At 49.3% G+C, this 18083-nt stretch carries 9 protein-coding genes and 3 pseudogenes; 8 read left to right on the top strand and 4 right to left on the bottom strand.

The features are described from left to right. Positions 1-124: 124 nt before the first annotated feature. Entirely contained in the window at positions 125-6139 is a 6015-nt protein-coding gene (locus ACOGW3_RS13950) for a LamG-like jellyroll fold domain-containing protein (RefSeq protein WP_419903534.1), read from the top strand. Positions 6140-6425: 286 nt separating this feature from the next. On the opposite strand, the gene ACOGW3_RS13945 is transcribed toward ACOGW3_RS13950, so the two are convergent. The 3 genes from ACOGW3_RS13945 to ACOGW3_RS13935 all read right to left on the bottom strand — a co-directional run bounded on the left by ACOGW3_RS13945 (position 6426) and on the right by ACOGW3_RS13935 (position 9892). Continuing rightward, the gene (locus tag ACOGW3_RS13945; RefSeq protein WP_419903533.1) at positions 6426-7634 is read right to left on the bottom strand and encodes an IS256 family transposase; all 1209 of its coding nucleotides are present in this window, start codon (positions 7632-7634) and stop codon (positions 6426-6428) included. Positions 7635-7869: 235 nt separating this feature from the next. Then, positions 7870-9588: a DUF262 domain-containing protein gene (locus tag ACOGW3_RS13940; RefSeq protein ID WP_419903532.1), complete on the bottom strand. Its 1719-nt coding sequence runs from the start codon at positions 9586-9588 to the stop codon at positions 7870-7872. After that, positions 9578-9892 carry a hypothetical protein gene (locus ACOGW3_RS13935; protein WP_419903531.1) on the bottom strand — a complete coding sequence of 105 codons (315 nt, stop codon included), beginning with the start codon at positions 9890-9892 and terminating at the stop codon, positions 9578-9580. Before ACOGW3_RS13935 ends, ACOGW3_RS13940 begins: the two co-directional genes overlap by 11 nt. On the opposite strand from ACOGW3_RS13935, the gene ACOGW3_RS13930 reads away from it, so the two are divergent. Next, positions 9879-11111, top strand: a complete 1233-nt coding sequence (locus ACOGW3_RS13930) for an ISL3 family transposase (protein WP_419903530.1) — start codon at positions 9879-9881, stop codon at positions 11109-11111. The genes ACOGW3_RS13935 and ACOGW3_RS13930 overlap by 14 nt on opposite strands. A gap of 6 nt (positions 11112-11117) precedes the next feature. On the opposite strand, the gene ACOGW3_RS13925 is transcribed toward ACOGW3_RS13930, so the two are convergent. Continuing rightward, positions 11118-14312, bottom strand: a complete 3195-nt coding sequence (locus ACOGW3_RS13925) for a TM0106 family RecB-like putative nuclease (RefSeq protein WP_419903529.1) — start codon at positions 14310-14312, stop codon at positions 11118-11120. A gap of 171 nt (positions 14313-14483) precedes the next feature. Between ACOGW3_RS13925 and ACOGW3_RS13920 the strand changes: the two are divergent. The 6 genes and pseudogenes from ACOGW3_RS13920 to ACOGW3_RS13895 form a co-directional block, all read left to right on the top strand. Further along, positions 14484-14612 (top strand): annotated as a pseudogene (locus tag ACOGW3_RS13920) (helix-turn-helix domain-containing protein); the annotation flags it as partial. Positions 14613-14632: 20 nt separating this feature from the next. Next, positions 14633-15049 carry a UPF0158 family protein gene (locus ACOGW3_RS13915; protein ID WP_419903528.1) on the top strand — a complete coding sequence of 139 codons (417 nt, stop codon included), beginning with the start codon at positions 14633-14635 and terminating at the stop codon, positions 15047-15049. 257 nt (positions 15050-15306) lie between these two features. Further along, positions 15307-15734: pseudogene (gene tnpA, locus ACOGW3_RS13910) on the top strand (IS200/IS605 family transposase). A gap of 242 nt (positions 15735-15976) precedes the next feature. After that, positions 15977-17398, top strand: coding sequence for a DUF6880 family protein (locus ACOGW3_RS13905; RefSeq protein WP_419903527.1), 1422 nt, complete (start codon positions 15977-15979; stop codon positions 17396-17398). A 16-nt stretch (positions 17399-17414) separates the two neighbouring features. Then, positions 17415-17783, top strand: a complete 369-nt coding sequence (locus ACOGW3_RS13900) for a DUF4351 domain-containing protein (protein WP_419903526.1) — start codon at positions 17415-17417, stop codon at positions 17781-17783. A 45-nt stretch (positions 17784-17828) separates the two neighbouring features. Continuing rightward, positions 17829-17981 (top strand): annotated as a pseudogene (locus ACOGW3_RS13895) (ATP-binding protein); the annotation flags it as partial. Positions 17982-18083: the final 102 nt, after the last annotated feature.

The raw sequence follows: 18083 nt of genomic DNA, 5'->3' as shown, positions 1-18083 counted from the left end.
ATTGCGACCAATACAAAAAGCGGCTGAAGAGAATTTTGACTGGTTTGGGGACCATGCGATGGTCAAACATTCTTGCTGCATAGAGAAGGGGCGTCTCATTCATTTATGAATAAAAGAGGCCAATATGACTGATAATCAAAATAACCGAGGGCATTTCGACCAACTCGGCTTCACTGACGGACAAGATGATACGGTAATCGGCACCGCTTCAGGCGACCACCTTGTCGGAGATCCAGCTCCGCTCGAAGGTACAGACCTTCCCGGCGCGCTGGCATTCTGGCGCTTTGATAATGGTGTTAATGGCTCCTACGCCAATACGCGTGATGGGAACGATGTCACAGCCTACACCCTTTCTGGCAATATTGCAGATGTTGTGACCACACCGGTAACACGAACTGGTCCCAACGGAGCAGACAATGCTGCGCTCGACTTTAATGGCACCAACAGCTTTGCCTATATCAACCATGATACAGCCTTTGAAATTAGTCAGGGAACAATCGGTCTCTGGGTTCAACCTGATCGTCTTGACCGGGGACAAATCATCCTCTCCAAAGATCTTTCCGGTTCTGGCGAAGGTGGTCACTTCCGCCTCGGCCTCGAAGAAGATGGTCGGATTTTCCTCCGCTTCGCCAATGGCGATGGTGGCAGCAACAAAGCCTGGGAATCTTCCGCATCTTACCTGGAAGAAGGCGAATGGAGCCACATTGCGGTCTCCTTTAGCGCGACAGATGGTATTACCGTCTACGCAGATGGCGTCGCCATTTCTGACGCAGGCTGGTTCCGTAAAGAAGGCAACGAAGATCTGCCAAGTCTTCAATCCGAAGCTTATCTCCTTCAAAATGAAGAGCCCTGGGTTCTGGGTGCAGACACAGCCTATACAAAAGACAACTCGTCCCCGGATGCCTTTGCAGCGGGAGATGACAGCCTCAATAAACCTTTTGATGGTGCCATAGCTGATTTTGGCATCTGGGGCGGTATGACAGAAGATAGTGTCCTCACTGCCGAGCAAGTTCTTCAGCTGGTTAATGACGGACCAGGCACAGCCCTCACCGCTCCTTCAGGCCCAGAACCCATGGAGGCCGGTGACGACACCCTCTCTGGCGGTGCGGGAAATGATCACATCGAAGGTAATGCCGGGGATGATGAACTGCTCGGCGAAAGTGGTGCCGATAATCTCGAAGGTGGTTATGGCAACGACATCCTTGATGGCGGCGATGGCAACGACACCTTAGAGGGTGGACGCGGATCCGATCTGCTTCTCGGCGGAGCTGGGGATGATGTTCTCGTCAGCCGTTCAGATGCTGGAGAACAACGCATTGGCCAGTTGGCTATTGGCCAGCCAACCCGCGACGACCCGGATAACGAAGTAAACCCAGATCGGCAAAAACTTTATGGTTGGGAAGACCAGCCCTTGGCTGGTGATGACATCCTCGTTGGTGGCGAAGGTCGTGACACCTTCCTCTTTGCTCCACAGATCAACGCCAAACGCGATATCATTATGAAGCATGTCAATGCTGATCGCACTATTGACTGGGCGGGCGTTGCCGGGGAAAACAACGAACTACACGACCACTGGGTTGATAGCTTTGGCATTGACGTCATTGCCGATTACCGGGCCGATGAAGACAAGATCGCAATCGTAGGTCACACCGTAAATCCAGAAGTAGAACACCGTTTGATCGATACTGATGGCGATGGCATCAATGATGATGCGGTTTCCATTATCTCCGTCTATTCACAGCAAATGACAGGTAACGGCGGCGCCCATGATCAGGATCTTATTGGCCAGATCGTTGTCCACGGTGATCTCGTTGAAAAGGACGACATCTTAATTCGCGCCAATGTCACCAACGGTATTGTCGAGCGGGTCGACGACCTACAGGAAGCCTTAGCGCCAACAGGTGACCTAAAAACGACGACACTGGATGATGGTACCGTAGTCTACGGCTATGACAGCCGCGACGACCAGGGTAATTTGGGTGAGATCATATCCGATCCAGAAAAATTTGTAGATAACCCCTATCTCAACAGTGATCGTTTTGAGCTGGAGAGTAATATCCCAGCCGATACACCACAAGCTCAGGCAATCATCAACGCGACCAACTATCCCCTGCTGGGCCGTATGGAATTTACCGGAAATAAGGACGACGGCGAAAGCAATGACGGGACACCAGGCGCCTTTACAAGCTTTGCTCACAACGGTGCTCTCGCAGATCTGGCGCAGGCTAGTGGCACGATCGCCTTCTCCTTTACAGCTGACAATCCTGGCAATGGCTATCAGGCCCTCTTCTCAAAGGATGCTTCCGGCTATGAAGGCGGCGGTCATCTCACCGCCTGGATCGATACCAACGGCCACGTGAAAGTCCGCTTCCAATCTACAGAAGAAAGTCATTACATCCGGGATTACGACATCGACATTCAGGCCGGACAAAAATATCACTTCGCCTTTACTTTCGATGATAATCAGGCCGTTCTCTATATCGATGGCAAGGAAGAAGCCAGCCTGGATCTCTCAGATAAACCCTCTTTCCACGATGGCATGACGGGTAATCAGGAGTATCTGGTTTTTGGAGCAACAACCGCGTATCGCCCATCGGGCGATCTGCGCTATCTCTCGCACCACTTTGATGGCACAATTGAAGATGTCGTCGTTCTCGACCGCCCCCTTTATCCATTGGAAACGCTGCTTCTAAGTCAGGGTCAACTGGAAGTTCTGGATGTGGATGAAACACCCGCACCAGTGGCTATCGACCCAGATCCCGCGCCAGAGATATCTGCAGAAGAGAGCGAAACTCCTGCAGCAGAAGCTCCTGCAGAAACCACATCACTAGACCTACCTGGCGCTCTGTCATACTGGAGTTTTGACAACGGCGTAGATGGTGTCTTTGCCGATCTGCGTGGTGATAATGCCGTTACCACCTATACTCTGGATGGCAATACAGCCGTTAGAACCACGGGTTCACCCGTACGTGATGGACCGGATGGGGCGTCAAATTCAGCGCTGGAATTTAATGGTAGAGACAGTTTTGCATTCCTGGAACACGACAGCTCTCATGAAATCACCCAGGGCACGATAGCTCTTTGGGTGCAGCCGGATGACTTCCATCGTTGCGGTCAGATTATTCTCTCCAAGGACGAAAGTGGCTCAGGCGATGGCGGACATTTCCGCTTAGGCCTAACCGATGACGGTCGCATCTTTGTCCGATTTGCCAATGGCGATGGCGGAAGCAACAAGGCGTGGGAATCTTCCGTATCCTATATGGAAGAGGGCGAATGGACCCATCTCGCAGTATCTTTCGCGGCAGATGGTGGCATCACGGTTTATGCCAACGGTGTTGCCGTTCCAGACTACGGTTGGATCCGCAAAGAAGGCAATGAAGATCTGCCGAGCCTGCAGTCTGAAGCCTACCTTCTCCAAAACCAGGAACCATGGGTATTGGGTGCGGATACCGCCTACACAAAAGACAACTCCTCGCCTGATGCCTTTGCAGCCGGCGACGACAGCCTAAACCGTCCCTTTGATGGTGCTATAGCTGACTTTGGTATTTGGGGCGGCTTTACGGCCGAAGATGTCCTCACAGATGAAGAAGTTCTCCAACTGGTCAACGAGGGCCCAGGTAATGCGCTGACAGCACCTGCTGGTACTCAGCCTGACAGCAGTGGCGATGACACTCTGACAGGGGATGATGGCAACAATCATCTGGAAGGGAATGCAGGAAACGATACCCTCGATGGCGGTGCGGGCGAAGACAACCTTGAAGGAGGCTACGGCGATGACATTCTTATTGGCAATGCTGGAAACGACACCCTGGAAGGGGGCCGAGGTTCTGATCTCCTGCTTGGCGGGGCTGGTGATGATATTCTTATCAGTCACTCTGATGCCGGAGAACAACGCATTGGTCAGCTCGCTATTGGGAACCCCACAAGAGACGACCCGGATAACGAAGTTAATCCAATTCGACAAAAACTCTATGGGTGGGAAGAACAACCTCTTATCTCCGACGACATCCTCGTTGGTGGCGAAGGGCATGACACCTTCCTCTTCAACCCCCAAATAAACGCCAAGCAGGATATTATCCTCAAGCACGTCAATGACGACCGCACCATCGACTGGGCGGGCGTTGCTGGGGAAAACAATGAGCTGCACGATCACTGGGTCGACAGCTTTGGCATCGATATCATCGCCGATTATCGCGCCGACGAAGATACCATCGCGATTGTCGGACACACCGTTAATCCAGAGGTCGAGCACCGTCTGATCGACGCTGACGGAGATGGTATCGACGATGATGCGGTTTCAATCATATCTGTCTATTCACAACAAATGACCGGAAATGGCGGTGCCCACGATCAGGATTTAATCGGGCAGATTATTGTCCATGGAGATCTCGTCGATAAGGGCGACATCCTGATCAAAGCCAATGTCACCCACGGAATCGTCGAAACCATCGATGATATCAACGAAGCCATTCATCCAACGGGTGATCTTAAAACCACCACTCTCGATGATGGCACTGTGGTTTATGGTTATGACACCCGTGATGACCAAGGCAACCTTGGCGCAATTATCTCTGATCCAGAAAAGTATGTTGATAATCCACACTTGAACAGCGATCTCTTCACCCTTGCCAGTAACATTCCAGAAGGAACTCCTCAGGCAAGAGCAATTATCGATGAGCACTCCAACCCGGTTCTCGATCGGATGGAATTCACCGGGAATAAAAACGATGGTGAAGGTTCACTTGAAACACCAGGTGCCTATATCATCTTGCCGCATGCCACAGGATTGGCGCAGGCTGCGGGGACTATTGCCTTTAACTTCACAGCCGATAACCCTGGTGGTGATTTTCAGGCCCTCTTCTCCAAGGACGCTTCAGCATTTGGCGAAGGAGGTCATCTGACAGCCTGGATCGACAGTAATGCTCGATTAAAGGTTCGTTTCCAGTCGACCGAGGAAAGCTTCTATCTCCGCGCTTACGATGTCGAGATCAAGGCTGGCCAAAACCATCACTTCGCCTTTACCTTCAATGCAGGTGTGGCCGTTCTTTATATAGATGGTATCGCTCAGGCGTCTCAGGACTTAAGTGATATGCCGAGTTTCTCAGATGGGATGACGGGCAATCAGGAAAGCTTGGTATTCGGTGCCAGCGCCGCTTACAGCCCTGCTGGTGAACTGAAATATCTCAGTCATCACTTTGACGGCGTGATTGAAGATGTTGTGATCCTTGATCGGGCACTCTATCCCCTGGAAACCATACTTCTCCGTGATGGTAAGTTAGATTATGCAGGTAGTAATGTGCCTCCTGTGGACGACACACCTCCTGTGGACGACACACCGCCTGCGGATGACACACCGCCTGCGGATGACACACCGCCTGCGGATGATACGCCGCCTGTGGATGATACACCTGCCGACGATCTCGAACTTACAGGCACTAAAAATGCCGATATTTTAACCGGCGATTCCGGTGACGATACCATTGATGGCGGCAAAGGGAATGATGTCCTCGATGGTGCAGCCGGGGATGACGATATCATTGGAGGTAAAGGCCACGATCAAATTCTGGGGGGCACTGGCGACGATGATGTCGTTGGAGATCGCGGTAACGACATCATAGATGGCGGTGATGGCGATGACATCATCGATGGCGGACGTGGACACGATCGCATCCTTGGTGGAGCAGGCGATGACGACTTGATCGGCGATAAAGGTAAGGACTACCTGAACGGGGGTGATGGAGACGATGTCCTTGATGGCGGCAAAGGTCTGGACATTCTCGTCGGTGGCTTTGGAGATGATGAAATCTCTGGTGGCTACGGCGCAGATATTCTACTGGGTGGTGCCGGAGACGATAGTCTTGAAGGCGGTGCGGGAAGAGACGTTTTCCGCTTCATCAATCAAGGCGACGGAGAAACCCTTGGCATGGATGATATCCTCGATTTCCAAAGTGGCCGAGACACCATAGAAATCTCTGCCGATCTCAACGTCGAAATCCAACAGGGAGAAAACCTCGCCACCCTTATCTTCACCGATGACAGCGGCGCCGATATGGGCTCAGCCAATGTTTATGGCTCAGGTATCAGCCTCGACGATATCCTAGCCTACACCCCGGATCCGTCTGGGGACATGTTCACTTAAAGCTGGATAAACCTATCGGTTAATAGAAATGGCATCGACGAAGAAATCCGTCGGTGCCGTTTTTATAGCCTACTGCTAACACCACAGAATTAATTCCATATAATTTATTGGCTGATATGTGCCTAATTATTAGAAGCAAAAGAGCTTAAACTGAAAACATATAATTTAGACACAAAAAAAGCGCCTAAAAGGCGCTGGGTGTTAGGTATAATGGCGGTGTATTGAACCCCTTTGGGTTCGAATCCTCTACACTGAGCCTGTAAATAACTCTGTGTATCTGCCTTAGTTAAACATGGTCAGACAATCGTTCGTCAAAAACAATCATAAAGTGATTTAGAGCAGCACGCCAGTTGTGAATTGGCATCGTCCATTTTTTAGATGCTTCACGAGTGGCCAGGTAAATCACCTTTTTAGCCGCATCGTCATGGGGGAACAGCTTGCGTTTCTTAATAGCTTTACGGATCACGCTGTTTAACGACTCAATGGCATTGGTAGTGTAAATCGCCTTGCGTATCTCTTGTGGATAGGCAAACAGCGTATTCAAATTTTCCCAATTTTGGCGCCATGAACGGGTAATTTGGGGATATTTAGCAGCCCATTTTTCATCGACCTGGTCAAGCTCGCGTAACGCCTCATCCTCCGTAGCTGACTGGTAAACACGTTTAAGATCGGCGGCGACCTCTTTATAGTCGCGCCAAGGCACAAATTTCATGCTGTTGCGGACCATATGAACAATGCACAACTGAATGTGCGTTTGCGGATAAACCGTTTGTATGGCCTCTGGAAAGCCCTTGAGGCCATCGACACAGGCGATAAGAATATCCTCTAGGCCACGATTCTTTAGCTCAGTCAAAATTCCTAGCCAGAACTTCGCACCTTCGTTTTCTGATAACCACATACCCAGAAGCTCTTTGTGGCCCTCAACATTAACACCGAGCGCTAGATAAATGGCCTTGTTGATGACCTGTTTATCTTGCCTGATTTTGACCACGATGCAGTCCAGGTAGACGATAGGGTACACTTGATCAAGCGGACGAGATTGCCACTCAATAACCTGCTCCATAACAGAGTTGGTCACCTTGGAGATAAGACTTGCCGATACATCGGCATCATACAGTTCCTTAAAGGCTGTACAGATCTCACGTGTCGTCATTCCTTGGGCATACAGGAAGAGGATTTTATCATCCATGCCAGTGAACCGAGTTTGTTGCTTCTTAACCAACTGTGGCTCAAAGGAGCTATCACGATCACGCGGAACCTCAATATCAATCACCCCATCATCAGTATAAAGGGTCTTGCTGGTGTGGCCGTTGCGGCTGTTCGCGCCTGTGCTGGGTTGATTTCGATCGTAGCCTAGGTGATCATCGAGTTCTGCGCCTAACGCAGCCTCAACAGTTACTTTTTTGAGCATACGGCTAAAGTCACTGAGGTCTTTCTCGGTCTTCATGCTTTTGGCAGCCTCTTTGGCAAAGGCTAATAGTTCTTTTTGATTCATAATGCTTATCTCCTGTAGGGGGATGATAAGCAGATACACAAACTAATTCACAGTCTCTCTACACTCACCATTGTGTTGCAACAAATAACCGCCCTGAAAACAACGAAAAGCAAGTTTTATGTTGCAACGCCTTATGCTGCTTTGATTTCCCTTCTTGGCATAACTTCAATCATAGTGACGAAAGTACCGTACTAATCGTGCGTTCGAATCCCTGTTTGGGATTCATTGGAAACAGCTAACTTCTAAGAGTTTCCAAAAGTTTCGTTTTAATCAAATCTTTTCGAGCACTTATAAAATGATCAAAATTATCAAAGGTTAAATCAACATCCAAGGGTATGAAATTTTGATTTTTATATTCATTGATGTCCAAATTCGGGCTTGAACAATATTCTTCCATCCAAATCTCGGGAGCTCTATCATTTTTGCTACAGTTATCCCTACCCTCTAGCAACTGAATGTTAGATATAAAGTCTCCGCCATTTCCTTTCTGCTCCTTGTTGAGCTTGGAGTATGGATAAATATGGTCCTCGTGAAAATTCACATCACGATAATTATGTGATGGATACAATAAGGTTAAAAGCGCCCAGCTATCTTGCGACCCCTTCTTTGATTTCTCAATAATATCCTCAAGGCGGTCTTCGTTGATGTCCATATTCTTATTTGCTTCGTTTGACACCTTGATGATTTCATTCAAAGGAAAGTTGTTTAGCCAAGAAACATCTCTTCTGAGCCTTGTAAGATATGATGTTGTTTGGGACCCAAAAACGCGCCCCAAAATAGAAAGCTGGACCCATTTCTTTATTTTTACGAAATCATCATCATCAACTTCGTTCAAATCATTGGCCTTTATGAAATGAGCTAGCGGTAATAGAATCAAATTCGATCTAAGGTTATTTTTTGAGTAGCCGAGCTCTCTAAAGACACGGCACGATTTTCTCAAACTTTCAGAAATTGACTCAAAATCATTCTTAATGTTCTGGATCGTTTTCTGTTTAAAATTATCTGCCTTAAAGTTCAGATTTTCTCCTGTTAAAAATAAGCATGCTCTAAGGAATACATCTTTTGGGATATCGAATTCAAAATCTTTGGAAATATTGTCTATCGCTGTATTAATACTCTCTCTTCCGTCTCCCCACTGATTTATAATCATGGACATAAGAAAATCCGTATAATCAAGAGGTGTTCCACCAGCATTAATACGAACGAAAATATTGAGAACTTTATCCAATGAATCTGTGGTTTCTTCATAGAAGCTGATTCTTGGGTTGTTCGGATTAATCAGATTTTCGTATATTGCAGAACAAACATCATCAATAACATCTCTTTGCTCTTCTGTAATTTGTTGTCCAGACAAAACTTCCTTCCAGCTTTTCTTCTCTTTCCACTCAAGGGATTTTCCGATTTTAAACCAATACACATCCTGACTGGAGTTTTCCTTTTCAGCCTGCTTTTCAGATTTAAATTTTATCTGAAATTCTGGCCTTATATCTTCATGCTCAACCTCGTTATCTTTGCTGTACAGCAGATTGATAAAAAGATATTTCTTCTCAAAATTATCTGAATTATCCCATCTTGTGCGTGGCTTGTGTAAGTTCAGGAATCCTTTTAGTCCCAGTAAGAGAGCGGTCAATCTTTGCTGGCCGTCTAAGATACCAGTGATTTCATCTTTTCCTGTGATTTCATGCTCTGAATTATGATTGTTTTGACGATTATACTCATCGTATGCATTTAAAAACTCATAAAATTTATAGTCTTTATAGTCTTTATTGTTTTCGTCTTTTTTGTATCGCCAAAAAAGCATTGAGCCAAAAGGATATCCTGACAAGACAGAGTCAAATAGCTTTTCAATTTGCTCATGATCCCAAACAAGTTCGCGTTGAATAGCAGGTAATAAAAACTTGTTATCACTAATGCCCATCACAGCATTTTTAATCGTTTCTGTTTTATACGTCATCTAGGGCATCCTTGTTCATAATAGTTTTAGTACCTTTATCAGCATACTCATCCAGCCAGCAAAATGTGTTGACCAGTTTCATCTGCTCCACAGTGCCGCATGGGATTTCCAGCAGTTTGGGATTGGCGACCACCACCGCCAAGCATTGTGCACGAGAGATGGCAACATTCAAACGGTTCTTGCTGTAGAGAAACTGGCTCTTCTCCGCTTTGTTGAGTAGAAAAAGATGCCGACCGCCAAGTAACCTGTTGATATGTATGGTTTCTGATAACTTTACATAGAGCAGGTATATGACAATCAACATCTCGCAGCATATTTTAGGCCTCAAAGGGCAACGTGTAAATGAAATTAAACTGGATGACGGCGGTGTTAAGATTGTCATTCACTGCAGCCGAGACGCGCGTAGGAGGGCTATAGACCCTGCTACAGGCCAGAAGGGAAGCATCAACCAGCATGTCCGCCGACAAGTAAACGACATCCCCCTTTTTGGGTATCCTTGTGTGGTCGAGATTGAGCTGGCGCAGGTTTATATTAACAAGGGCGAACGCCGCATTGAGGGGTGTGATTTTGTTGATAAAGGGTGCCGTTTCACTCACCGATTTTGCCGACTGATCAGTGGATTATGTCGGCATATGTCTATTCAAGCGGTTTCCAGACATTTGGATATACGATGGGAAACGGTCAATAATATCGACAGGGCATACCTTATTGAAACTCTCCCTACGCTTGATCCTGCAGAGCTAACTGGCTTGGAATATATTGGTGTAGATGAAGTTGCCCGGGCGAAAGGTCATGACTACATGACGGTGGTCTACGATATGGTTGGCGGTCATCTGATCTGGGTTGAAGCAGGCCGAACTGCCGAGGTTTTTTCAAGGTTTTTGAAACAACTGCAACCAGATACAGCCTGCAAAATAAAGGCCGTAGCGATGGATATGGGGCCTGCCTACCAAAAGGCTGTCAGAGAGTCCTTGCCGTTGGCCGACATAGTATTTGACCGTTTCCACGTCATGAAAAACTACAGCAAAGCTATCCATAATCAGCGTCGACTTGAGTTCAGAAAGGCCGATCCAAGTGGTAAAGAGTTGATGAAAGGGACACATTATCTGTTGCTCAAAAATGCGGATAAGTTGAGTGAAAAACAAAGTGACAAGCTGCAAAGGTTGCTGGAGAGCAATAGCAACCTGAATGCACTTTACGTCTTGAAAGAACAGCTTCAGCTGCTGTGGAGTGCCGCTTCATTTGAGGCGATGGCGGAGCAACTGGAACGTTGGTGCCTGATAGCAGATCAGTCACAGATGCTCTATCTAAAAAAGTTCGCGAAATCCCTACGGAAACATTGTGTGGGCATCTGCAACTACGCCAAACACAAGCTCACAAGCGCCAGGATAGAGGCTGGTAATGTCAGTATAGGAATGATCCGTAAGCGAGCCAGAGGCATCAAGGATACCGAATACTTCAAACTCAAAATTAGACAATCATCCATTCCAGATAATCAATCTATGCTCTATTTGAAATCCTAAATCTACTCAACAAAGCGGAGAAGTGCCGAGAAACTCAATATTGCGCGGCAGATCTTCGGCACTGGATGTCACCATGGAAATCAGCACAATGGGCGCTTCTTGGCCTTGGAATTTATCAACGGTGCCGACCTTGGCATTGTCCGGCAGGATGGAGCGCAGATAATTCACCTGCACATTATACGGGGTGACTACTAGAATATCGTCTTTGCTGATTGGACGTGTGGTGCCGTCACGGTCGGCAAACTCTTGACCGAGCAAGGCATCATATTTGGCTTTGATGATTTCGCCTTCTTCAACGCTTTTTTGTGAGCAGCCTTCATGCGCTGCCGGGATCATGACAATCCCCTCATTGGGCAGATCAACACCTTGCAGGTTTAGGCTGCGTTCGGCGGTGCTTTCATGGGCTGTGAGGCGACCATCGTAAAAGGCATCAGAGATAAACTGGCAGATGCTCGGGCGCATACGGCGTGTCTGACCAAGGAAGATGCCGCGTTCAGCTGGGATGGTCGAATGATCGCCCAGCAAAAACTCCAGCACTGACAATCCTGCCTCACCCGGGTGGGTGCCTTGAATGGGCTGGCCGAGCTGCATTTGATCTCCCACCAGAATGATGTTCTTGGTCGCCGTGGCCATCGCCACCACATTGGCGGTAGCAACTTGCCCGGACTCGTCAATGAACAGATAATCAAGCTGGCCATCAAAATGCGGGCTGGCAAAGGTCCATGCAGTACCCGCAAACAGATCAGCACCAAGGCTCATATTGTCAGTCTTGGTTTCTGAGCGGATGAATAGCCCGTCAAAGACGGTTTCATCATTCCCGCCGCTGGCTTTTTTGATGCCATGGAAGTTCACGCCTTTTTCAGTGGCAACGCTCTCCACTTTTTCCAGCAAGTTATGAATGGCTTTGTGCGAGTTGGAGGTAACCCCGATTTTCTTGCCGCGCTTGATCAAGTCCACAATGATGTGGCTGCTGGTGTAGGTTTTACCTGCGCCCGGTGGCCCTTGAATAAAGAGATAGCTGTTGTCTAACGCAGCAATGGCTTCCAGCGCATCGCTTTGCAAATCATCAGATGTGATGACCGCTTCACCCACTTGCTTATCTTGAATGCGAGGTACATTGCGTGCCAGTAGTTCGGTCGCGGCATGAGTGCCCTCCGGCGCTTCCAAAACATGATCGGCATAACGATAGATGGCTGAGCGGATGATCTTGCTGTCAATCGGTCCCGGTGGGCCAATAGACAGGCTTTCCGGCAATGGTTCTTTAGTGGCTCCGCGCTTGATTTTGACGATGCAGGCGTCCTCATCGATCTCAACAATGGTGCCTACATTTTCCATGACCGCAATATCAACGGCCTGAGCGCCAACCTTCAGCTTGTATTCCTGCGATGGGAAACGGTAGCTGTAAATCAGGGAGCGTTTTTCAGGCTCGGGGCTGCCAATCTGCTGCAGGCCACCCAGACACTCCGTATCGTCAATCAGCTCATCTTCAAACTTGTTCTGTCGTTCAAAGCTGCTCCACCATTGCGGCTTGGCTTCCCGGTTATGAAACTCCAGCAGGTGCGACAGCCGCTCATTAATCGGCGGCGGGTTATCCTCGATCACACCAAGGCGGGTTTGGTAATCCTCATATTCGATCTCCCAGCCCTTGCGCTGTAGCTCTTCTTCCTCGGCATATTCAGGCAAGCCCTTAAACCATGGTGCATCTTCCGGCTTGAGGGTCAGTAGCCAATCACGCAGCAAATGCGTAGAAACACAATCCACCTCGTTATAATCTGAAATCTCCTGCAGCAATACATCCGCACCTGTTTCGCGCCATTCGTTGTAAACGATGATGCTATCGGCGGCGGTTGCCACCGCATTGACCCGCTTATCCATATAGAAAGTTTCCATGTTCTTGATGGAATAGCCGGGCTCAGAAGTGCGGATGCTTTCACGCACCACCAGATACAGGTCAATGAATTTCTGATTGCGGAGCAGATTATCCAGCTGCTCTTCGCACACGGCATAACGGCATGCCAAGCGTTTCAGGGCCGTGGTTTCATAATGGTTGTAATGATAGATATGGGCATGCGGGTGTTTGGCCAAATGGTCAGCCAGAAAGCCCATAAAGCGTTTGAAGGTTTCTTTCTCTTCTTCATGATCATGCGCCCAGAACGGAAGGAACAGCTCTTTGCCATCTTTGAAATAATAGACCCCAAACAGATACTCCAAGCCATTCGGGTAAAGAGGGTCACCTTCCATATCAAAGAACAAATCGCCATCATCCGATACAGGCATACGGGTAAAACCCTTGCCCGGCGGGAACGGAATGATCTCGCACTTATTTTCGCCCGTGGCGGCTTTGTGATGCTGCAGGACAGCTTGGGAGCGCAGGCGTAAAAACACATCACGGCTCAGATCAGGAATTTTGGTATCGGGCGTTGTGGCGGCAAGCTCCGCAACGGTACGGATGCCAGCTTTACGTAGCTTGTCCATTTGTGAGCGCTGGATATTGGCCACAAGGCTTAAATGGTCATCCTGCTCCCACTGCGCTTTGCAACCCTCACGCCACGGGCAGAAATTACAATGACCGCAAGGTTCAGGGTATGAGTCCGCAGGCAGGCTTTGCAGATAGGTTTCAAAGCGGCCTTTGGCGCGGGTGTAGTAATAGAAAAAGTCAGCCACGCGGAAGCTGTGTTTTTCATGGTCACCCAGAAACAGATGCATGTCAGCCGGGCGTAGCCTTTGTAGGTCGGTCAGAAGCTCGGAATAGACACAAAGCTGCATGATATGCTTTGGCTCAGTCGTTCGTGCCAGTTTGGTATCCAGCACCTCATAGCTGAAATCACCTAAGCCGGACGGCGTGTCACACTTGATCAGAAAATCGGCATCTCCCCGCCATGGCGGTGCAAAGAAAACGGCCTGATAAATTACGTCTGCACCAGACTGCATGGCCTCTAATGTCAGCTGGGCGCGATCTTGCAAATTGCGGTCTTTAGGGATTTCAACGACAGACTTGCCTTCGTCTTTGAGCTGCTGGAGATATGCCGCTTCGTGCTCCAAGCCTTTTTGTTGCAACAGTTGGCCAGTGGTGCTGGCCTCGGCCTTGTCCATATCCTCGCTCAGCGCCTTTACATCAAGAAAGCTCGCATGGTGACACCCTAAAAAGGTGACCAAGTCTGATGGTGAATAGAGAATCTGATCGTTACCGTATTGCTGCATGACCCTGTCTTATAACTTGATTTCCTCGATAACTTACTTGATTATTCATCCATTTTCCACTATTTTCAATCCATATATCCCGAGAAGGACATTAAAGCTATGCCCAATGACGACATTATGACCGTGAAGGAACTCGCCGATTACCTCAAGATTGCTTAGAAGACGGCCTATCGATTTGCGTCTGAGGGCAAGGTTCCGGGCTTCAAAGTGGGAAGTGCATGGCGGTTTCGCAAAAGCGAGATAGACCGATGGATCAGTGAGCAAGAACAAAAAGGCGAGGACAAAAACGATGGCAAATAGATACCCACGGGCTTACGCCCATGGTTCTATTCAAAGTTCAAGCTTCGCTTGTCCTGAGTTTTGAGCCGCTGGTGAATATTAGCCACGGACGCGACAACAAAAAACAGGAAAGGCTATCATCCCCGTGCTTACACACGGGGAGTTCCCGCTGGATTAAACAAGTGCTGGCAGACGACGAATTCATTGCATTGCCAGACAGCTTCGAAATCCATGAATACCAGATCATGGAACACTTTTGCTATACAATTGAGGATGAGCGAGTACGAAATACCCTGCTACTGGCGATCAACGGCAAGGGTGCGTTCCGCCGCTTCAAGGACAGGGTTTTTGAGGAAGCGGTAGACGCGAACTGGCGGCGGTTCCGGGATAGTGCTCTTAAGCAGATCGCAGTGGGATTTTTGGAAAACCAAGGAATAGCCTACACAGATTACAAATAGCAAAGCTGGCTAGGGATGATGTCCCCTTCTGGCGCAGTCGGACCGCAAAGATGTCGTCCTTCACGAGCGTGATACCGCCGGCAATAATCATAATCATTGCGAAGCGCGCAATAACCATGCCGGGTAGATATTTTTGGCGCAGAGCTATAGCGAATTGGATGAAATGGAAGCAGATTTAAAGTCCCCGATAGGGGATCAGTAAATCCCACGCCTTTAGGCGGCATGGGATAGCTTTGGTTTTAGGTTAGACTGAGGGTATGGAATCATACAAACGTGGCAGCCATACGGTCTGGGACTGCAAATATCATATCGTTTGGGTAACGAAATATCGGTATCAGGTACTTGGTGGCGATGTTGGCGACCGGTGCCGAGAATTGTTGCGCGAGACGGCGCGAGGGCATGAGATGTTGATCCACGCTGGTGCTATCAGAGAGACCATGTGCATATGTTGCTGTCGATCCCGCCAAATCTATCGGTGTCGCGGGCGGTGCAATATCTGAAGGGCCGAAGTTCGCATAAGTTGTTGAGCGAATTTGGGGGCCTAAAAAAGCGATACTGGGGCCAGCATTTATGGGCGCGCGGCTATTGGGTTGTATCGAGCGGTAACGTCACGGACGAGGCATGGGTGGAATACATTAAGACGCAGAAACCACCCGAGCCAGACGATGATTTTAGCGTGACCTGAGTCCGCCGCAGGGCGGACCGATCCGGCTTTTAGCCGTAACCCGAAGCCACCGGCTTTCAGCCGGTGGAGTATTCACCAGCCAAAACTGGATACCTAGTCGCTGTCCATACGCAGCGTTGCGGCCCTTCGAAGCTGCCATACGTACAGCGTGCAGCTTTTCATGATTGAGTTGACTAATCCTTATCATCACGGTTATCTCAGGGCAGCGACACAATTCGAATTTTCAAAACGAGGTTCTGCCCATGGCCCGAAAACCCGCTCTTTCCATAGAAAAGCTGAACGAGCTCGGAATTGAAAAGCTTGCGCAGATGGTGCTGAATGAGGCTGAGCAGAATGCGGGTTTCCGGCGGCAGGTCAAAGCCGCACTTGCAGGGAAATCTGGTCCCGAGGCCATCGCCAAGCTGATCGATAGGCGGATTTCCGGGTTGGAGCGCGCGAAAAGCTTTGTTGAATGGGACAAGGCCCGAGCCTTCCGCGATGACTTGCGTAGCCTGATCAACACGATTGAGGCAGAGCTGGGACCGGTTGCACCGACTTTGGCCCTCGACCGACTGCTACGCTTTATCGCCACGCATGAACGGGTATTCGAGCGGGTCGATGATTCTTCTGGTTATGTTCAGGACGTCTATTATCAGGCGATCCACATGACTGGCGAGCTAAGTCAGGCCCTTTCCAGACCTGAGGCTGATCTTTTAACTGAGAAGATCATGGTGAGCCTTGGTGAAAGCACGCATGGCTATCTGGCAGATATCACGGCGGCAGTAGTGCCGCATCTGCCACAAAACACTTTGAACTGCTGGGATAATGATTTGAAAAAAGCAATCGCTGACCGGCGGGCCAAAGAGAAAACCCGCAAATCAGATGACTGGTTCTATTCCATGACCTCGCAATGGGCAGGGATGCGCCAGACCATCGCAAAGGCTCGCGGGGATATCGACCTCCTGATTGATCTGGAAGAAGAAAAACAACCTAACGCGCAAGATACGCTTGTAATTGCGGCCCAACTCCTTGAGGCTGGCCGCGCCACCGAAGCACTCGATTGGGTGCGCAAACCTGGGCACCGCACGTTTAACGCGGCCGATGACGACTTGTCACCTGTTCGGGTCAGTCTGGAAGCACGCGTCCTGGAAGCCCTTGATGACAAACCTGCCGCGCAAGCTTTGAGATGGCGCTGCTTCGAGGCCGTGCTGTCTGCCGACATCCTGCGTGAATACCTCAAACATCTGCCTGATTTTGAAGACATTGAAGCCGAAGAGCGCGCCCATGCGTTGGCGCTTGAAAATTCTGCGCCCGAAACAGCTCTCTTATTTTTCCTCAACTGGCCACGACTGGATCTGGCCGCGCAGTTGATCGAGACCCATCCGCAACGTTGGAATGGTCGTGACTGGCACTTACTCCCGAAAGTGGCCAAACTTCTTGAACACGAGAACCCGCTAGCCGCAACTATCCTCTACAGGGCACTCCTGGATGACATATTGGACCGCGCACGTTCAAAGGCCTATTCACATGGCGCAAAATACCTTGGGCAACTTGCCCTTCTAGCCAGAGATGCTGATCTTGCTCGACCGATCGGTATTGTCGATCATGCGAGCTATCTGGCAAACATTAAGAAGAACCATTCGCGTAAATCTGGCTTCTGGGCGCGTGCCGCACAGAGTTGTTGACGGCGCTTAGTGGACATTGACTGCGCCTTACTTTCTGCGGCGCAGCACCATAAAAATGGCGCGCGTAATTCCTTCCATACACCCTCAGAAACGGCCTGAGGCCAAGGGGCGCGTCGCTGGAAAGGCCGAAGGGTTGGCTGCTGGTGAGGCGCTTGGACGTGAAAAAGGCAAGGTGGAAGGCCTTGCGGAAGGTGAAGCTAGAGGCAGGGCAGAAGGTGAATCCAAGTCCCTAATGCGGCTGCTGGTCAAGCGGTTTGGCCCCCTGCCCCAGCCTGTGATCGCACAGATAGCGGCGGGCAGCATTGAGGAGCTGGATCGTTGGGTGGATAGGGTGCTGGATGCCCCTACGCTGGAGGCGGTGTTTGGGGAGCGGCGTGATCACTGAAGTGGGTGCAATTCGCCCTGCCCTACTCCTCCCGTTCGTAAGAGATGGGCCCTGGTCTTCGGAGATGCAAAGATGACGACCGAGCTTCTGGATTGTCTTACGCACCGCTGCCACATCCTCGAGACCGGCAACGACAGCTATCGATTTAAAGCCAGCTCTGAGGCTGCAAAAAAACACGAAAGGAAAAGACAACATTGACCAAAATATAAACATAAACAAGGGTGGGTCTTCAATGGCAGAAAAATGGTCGAGGATATTGGCTGAGATCATGGGAGGCTGCGAATGTCATTTCAATGACCA

The sequence above is a fragment of the Kiloniella sp. genome, assembly GCF_965205715.1.
GTDB lineage: Bacteria > Pseudomonadota > Alphaproteobacteria > Kiloniellales > Kiloniellaceae > Kiloniella.
The sequence above is the reverse complement of the archived record's forward strand: the minus strand, read 5'-3'. Positions and strand labels throughout refer to the sequence as shown.